5 protein-coding genes are annotated in these 5,597 nt (G+C 68.3%); 2 read left to right on the plus strand and 3 right to left on the minus strand.

The window, feature by feature from the left end:
* Positions 1-349, minus strand: a 349-nt coding sequence (locus MJ797_RS25645; RefSeq protein WP_239342154.1) for a hypothetical protein, incomplete at its 3' end; no start/stop codon positions are given.
* A 384-nt stretch (positions 350-733) separates the two neighbouring features.
* Here MJ797_RS25645 and MJ797_RS25650 point away from each other — a divergent pair.
* Positions 734-2,371, plus strand: coding sequence for an esterase-like activity of phytase family protein (locus MJ797_RS25650; protein ID WP_239342156.1), 1,638 nt, complete (start codon positions 734-736; stop codon positions 2,369-2,371).
* Between the two features lie 119 nt (positions 2,372-2,490).
* Here the strand turns inward: MJ797_RS25650 and MJ797_RS25655 are convergent, their stop codons facing one another.
* On the minus strand, positions 2,491-3,432 hold the full coding sequence (locus MJ797_RS25655) for a hypothetical protein (protein WP_239342158.1): 942 nt from the start codon (positions 3,430-3,432) through the stop codon (positions 2,491-2,493).
* Positions 3,433-3,733: 301 nt separating this feature from the next.
* On the opposite strand from MJ797_RS25655, the gene MJ797_RS25660 reads away from it, so the two are divergent.
* Positions 3,734-5,203 (plus strand): VWA domain-containing protein, encoded by a 1,470-nt coding sequence (locus tag MJ797_RS25660; RefSeq protein ID WP_239342161.1) that lies wholly within the window; start codon positions 3,734-3,736, stop codon positions 5,201-5,203.
* 35 nt (positions 5,204-5,238) lie between these two features.
* Here MJ797_RS25660 and MJ797_RS25665 read toward each other — a convergent pair.
* Positions 5,239-5,597: hypothetical protein (locus MJ797_RS25665; protein WP_239342164.1), on the minus strand; the 359-nt coding region annotated here is incomplete at its 5' end.

Consider the following 5,597-nt stretch of genomic DNA (forward strand, 5'->3'; position numbering starts at 1 on the left):
GGGCCGCGCTGAGGGGCGCGCTGAGGGTCGTGTTGAGGGTCGTGTTGAGGGTCGTGTTGAGGGTCGTGTGGAGGGCCGTGTGGAGGGCCGTGTCGAGGGGCGTGTGGAGGGTCGTGTGGAGACGCTGCTTCAGCTGTTGACTCTCAAGTTCGGTCCGGTTCCCGGACCGGTGCTTGCCGCTGTGCGCGACGCTTCTGCTGATCAGCTTCAGGTCTGGACCGCTCGCGTCCTGACCGCTGACAGCCTCGGCCAGCTCCTCGACTGAAACGGAAGCCCATGCATGATCCTGTGAGGTGATCGTCGCACCCGCCGCCACGGATCGGGAAGCACGCTGGGAACTGGGTGTCACGGTGGCTGCGTGTACTGACTCCCGAGCCGTTCTGAAAAGCGACGGTAGACGCCTGCAATATCTCAGAGGGGTTTGATCTCGATCTGCGGGTCTATCAGCAGCTTTGTCTTCCAGCTTGCTGAGCCGGTTTTGCGCAGGTTCGAGGAGAATAATGGGATTTTTTGCCCAACCTGACGGGATGCGGACTGCCGTTTTTTGTCCTATGCGAGTCGTTGCGGTTGATGCCCCTCACCGCTGCCGGCTTCATCGGGTCCGCCAGCTGTCTGTCCGCCAGCTGTCCGTGCGCGCGTTGCCCGTTTGTCGCTGGTTCGACGGCAGCCGTGCATCTGTGCTGGTGAGACTGGCCCGCGGCGCGTCGGGGGACGCGCCGCGGAGGAGGAACGGATGAACCGTCTGGGTGTCGCCGTGGTTGCGGCCGGTGCCGTGGCCCTGTCAGTAATCGGCGGTGGGGCCGCGTCCGCTGACCCGTCCGGCCAAGGGCAGGGGCAGGGTCTTACAGCGCGTGATGACGCGTACTGGGTCAAGGCGGGCGGGGTTCTCACCGTGCGTGGCGAGGGAGTGCTGGGCAACGACACCGGGTGGCCGACGACGCTGGTCAGGCACACCCAACCAGCCCATGGGACTCTCACCCTGAAGCAGGACGGGTCGTTCAGCTACATCCCGGCCGCGGGTTTCACCGGGACGGACACGTTCACTTACTCGATCAGTGACGTGGTTTCGCTTTACAGCACGCACCTGCCGCCGATCGCGACGATCGGCGGTGTGAAGATCACCGGTGGTGGATACGGCTCGTCGCTGTACCCGGTGCCCGGCTCGCGGGACGAGTACTACGGCGTGACCGACCGCGGCCCGAACGTCGACGGGCCGAACGGGGTGAAGGTCGAGGCGCTGCCGGACTTCGACCCGGCGATCGGCCGGTTCCGGCTCGTCGACGGCAAGGCCGTCCTGGAAAGGAGCATCCCGTTGCGCGCGGCGGACGGATCGCCGTACACGGGCCGGGCGAACAGCCAGGCGAACACCGGCGAGACGATCGTCGACCTGAATGGGAACGTCCTCCCGCCCGATGCGTCCGGTTACGACTCCGAAGGGCTGGTAGCCCTGCCCGACGGCACCTTCTGGGTGTCGGACGAGTACGGGCCGTTCATCACCCACTTCGGCCGTGACGGCCGCGCGATCGAGCGGCTCTCACCGTTCGACGGGTCGCTGCCGGCGGAACTGGCGAACCGGGTGCCCAACAAGGGCATGGAAGGACTGACGGTCACCCCCGACGGACAGACGCTCGTAGGCGCGATGCAGCAGGCGCTGGCGCAACCCGATCTCACCGGCAAACCGGCCAACGTCACCACCCTGCGGATCGTGACGTACGGGCTGAGCACCCACGCCACGCACGAGTACCTCTACATGCTCGACGACCCGAAGCTGAACAGCGGTGCGGTCAGTGAGATCACCGCGCTGAGCGACACGACGTTCCTCGTCGACGAGCGTGACGGCCACCCCGAGCCGGGTGCCTACAAGAAGCTGTTCCGGATCGATCTGGCCGGCGCCACCGACGTCGGACCGGCAGCGACGCTGCCCGGCGCGGTGTACGACGCGGCAAGGGGCGGCCTGCTCGTTGGCCCCAACCGACGCACGATCGAGGCTTTCGCCGGGACGGCGACCACCACGGCCGCGACCGCGGCGCTGGCCTCCGCCGGGATCACCCCCGCTACCAAGAGCCTCGCCCTCGACCTCGGCGGTCTGTTGACCGGCCTTGACCCGACCGGTGGCTTTTTCGGGCATGACAAGATTGAGGGAGTTGCGGTTGCCGACGGCGGACGCACAATCATCGTCAGCAACGACAGCGACTTCGGGATCGACGGCGTCACGAACAGCGCCCCACCGTTCCAGCTGCACGCGAAGGTGCTGCCGAACGGGGCGCAGGACGACGGCGAGTTCCTCGCGATCGACACCACTCGACTGCCGGCGGTTGCCAGCACCGCCACGGTCACCGTGACGGTCGGCCCGGGAAGCCACCGTCACTGACGGCGCCTGATCCGTGTTCGAGGCCGGCCCGCGCGAACCTGGCGGGGCGGCCTCAAACACGACGCGAGGTGTGTGCCCCAGTCCCGCTCCTTGATCCACACCTCTATTGTCGGGCGCTCTCAGCCGATGATCGTTATCCGGGCGCCGGTACCGGTGAGGTAGAGGGGGCTGTCGGTGAAGCCCACGCGGTCCTCCTCGCCGACGTAGAGGTCGATGTGCTTGTCGCCGCCGAGACCTGGGGTGAACTCGTCGTGGATCGTCCATGTCGCAGCCTGCAGACGGGCGCAGGCCACCGGGTCGACCGCTGAGTGGTCCTCCTCGCTACCGCAGGTGGCAACGGTGAACCGGGCGCCCTGCGCGAGGACACCCGAGTCCGCCGCGGCCGTGCTGAAGGATTGCAGGCGCTGGCCGGTGGTGTCGGCGGGGACCGTGTCGAGCCAGTAGCCGGTGTCATACGACCAGTTCAGATAATTCCCAGCGTGATCGCCGCTGGTTATCCGGCCAGTGCCTTCGTCGTGCACGGCGGCGACGAAATCCGTGGGATACGCGCCGAGCGGGTCGTTGCCGTGTGCGCAGTCCTGACGCGGGCAGCCCGTCACCTGTCTGGGCTGGCCGTGGTGGAAGCTTTCGACCGCGGTGTAATAGACAGTGATCGTCCAGCCGTCGCTGGTCTGGCCGGTGGCATGCGGCGCGGCGCCTCCAGACGCGGTGTCTCCGGGCGCGGGTGCGGGTGCGCTGTGGGCGGTGGCCGGCGGTTTGGCTGGGTCGTGGAGGTCAGAGCGGCTGACCTGGCAGCCGGCCGTCAGGCACAGCAGGACGGCGAGGCCGAGCGGGCCGCCGATGCCCGCCGATACCCGACCGCCGACGTTGGGACGGGTTGACGGCCGGTCGCCGAAAGCGCGTTGACCGCCAGCATTATGTTGGCCGCCAAAGGAACGCCGACCGCTGAAAGTACGCTGACCGCCCAGAATGCGCTGGCCGCGCCAAGCGCGTTGGCGGCCGAAAACGCGCTGGCTGCCGAAAACATGAATTTTCATCATATTGCGTATTATTGCTGTCATCGACGTTCTGGTCACCCTTTCGCGGGGGACAGGACACCCATGGCCACCATGCCACGCGAATCGGTCGATGGGCGGCCGTAGCCGTGGCCACATCTGCGGCCGCGGCGAATGCGAGCGACCGTACCGCGTCATGCTTCGGCGTCCGTGACGCGGGCGGGCGGCATCGGTCCGGCGTCTCGGGGTCATACGGTGAACAGGCCGGAGCCCCCGGGGAGCTGGCGCGAGACCGCCGAGCCGCCCACGACCGCGGGCTTGCTCAGGTACCCCTGAGCCGGAAAAACCGTATCTACACTCAACCGGTATGACTGTCGTTCTGCCCAAGGGCGGGAACGTGCCGCTGCCGCCGGGGACAGGGCGGGTGCGCGTCGTGGTCGACTCCGCAGCCGGGCCGCTACTGGATGGCAGCGTACTGCTGCTCACGGCATCCGGTCGCGTCCGTGGCGACGCCGATTTCGTCTTCTACAACCAGCCGCGCTCCATCGACGGGTGCGTGGCCATCGAGGAGCGTTCCGCGCGGCAGGAGGCGGTCACCGTCGACCTGGCCCGGCTGCCTCCGGAGATCTCAACCGTTGTCGTCGCGGTGTCGACCGACGGCCAGCCGGTCGGCGCCGTGCGCGGCCTGCATGTCCGAGTCCACGACGCGCCTGGCGCCGGCGCTCTCCTCGCGCCCGGCCCGGAGATCGTCCGGTTCGAGGTCACGGACGCGGGTGCTGAGACGGCGTTCGTCCTGGGCGAGCTGTACCGGCGGTCCGGGCATTGGAAGTTCCGGGGGGTGGGCCAGGGCTGGACGTCGGGCCTGGCCGGGCTCGCCACGAACTACGGCATCACCGTCGACGCGCCGCCCTCCGTAGTGGACAGGCCACCGGCCCCGGCGGGGCCAGGACCGCTGCCGGGACCGGCCCCGGGGCGGCCGGCAGCCGCCGGCACCCGCAATCCGGTGTCCACGGCGAAGGCCGCCCGGCTGGAAAAGCAGCTCGCCGTGGCCGCGCCGGCCATGGTCGACCTGGTCAAGCGTGCCGGGGTTTCCCTTCGGAAGAAGGGCATGTCCGAGCACCGTGCCCGGGTTGCGCTCTGTCTGGACATCTCCCTGTCGATGAGCGCGCTGTACAGCCAGGGCAAGGTGCAGCGGCTGTGCGAGCGCATCCTGGCGCTCGCCGTCCAGTTCGATGATGACGGTTCCTGTGATGTGTTCACCTTCGGTGGGCGTGGCCACGACGAGGGCCCGCTCGATCTGCGTAACTACCAGGACTGGGTGGCCGGGCTCAGGCGTCACCGCAAGCTTGAGGGCGCCACCAACTACGCGAAGGCCATGGGGATGGTCCGGCAGCACTACTTTCCCGACTCCCGCGGGCGGCAACGTTCCCAGCCTCGCCCGGACCACCTGCCCGTCTACGTGATGTTCGTGACCGACGGGCAGGCCACCGACAAGCGGGCCGCCCGCGACCAGATCACCTGGGCGTCCTACGAGCCGATCTTCTGGCAGTTCATGGCGATAGGGCGGAGCAGCCGCAACGTCGGTGCTGGCGCCAGCACCGCGGCATCGCCGCGGCGTAGCGGTCTCGGTGGCCTTGTCGACCGCCTGCTTGAGAGCAACTTCAGCTTCCTGGAGGAGCTGGACGAGATGACCGGGCGATTCCTGGACAACGCGAACTTCTTCTCTGTTGCCGACCCGACGGCGATCGGTGATGACCAGCTCTTCGATCTGCTGATGTACGAGTACCCGCGGTGGCTCACCCAGGCACGCGCCCACGGCCTGGTCATCGGTACCTGACCGGTGACCAGGCCGGCGGGGCTCGAACGCCGCCGTCAGCGCTGGCGGAAGATACCGCCCCAGCGGGAGGGTCGTGGACCGGGCGAGGCCGCTGGGGACGGCCGTGGGCCGGGCCGGGCTACCTGGGGCGTGACAGGGTGCCAACCGGCGGGCAGGGGCAGCGGTGTGTCTTCCGGGATGTGCCGGATGGTCGGGTCGTAGCCGTCCAGCTCGCCAGGCTCGAACCGGACGTTTTTGATCACCCACCAGAAGGAGCCGTCCGGCTCACCGACTAGCTTGTACGAGCCGTCCGCCAGCAGGACCGCCCACCCGCTCTGGCCCCCGATCATAGTCACGATCTGTCGGCCGGTCGCGACGTCCCACAACCGGACCGTGCCGTCGTCACCCCCAGAGA

This window comes from Protofrankia sp. CiP3 (assembly GCF_917627345.1).
GTDB lineage: Bacteria > Actinomycetota > Actinomycetes > Frankiales > Frankiaceae > Protofrankia.

What these genes read in the sequence shown, in the direction of transcription:
- MJ797_RS25650 (WP_239342156.1), top strand. Translation starts at nt 734, where the DNA reads ATGAACCGTCTGGGTGTCGCCGTGGTTGCGGCCGGTGCCGTGGCCCTG.
- MJ797_RS25655 (WP_239342158.1), bottom strand. Translation starts at nt 3,432, where the DNA reads ATGACAGCAATAATACGCAATATGATGAAAATTCATGTTTTCGGCAGC.
- MJ797_RS25660 (WP_239342161.1), top strand. Translation starts at nt 3,734, where the DNA reads ATGACTGTCGTTCTGCCCAAGGGCGGGAACGTGCCGCTGCCGCCGGGG.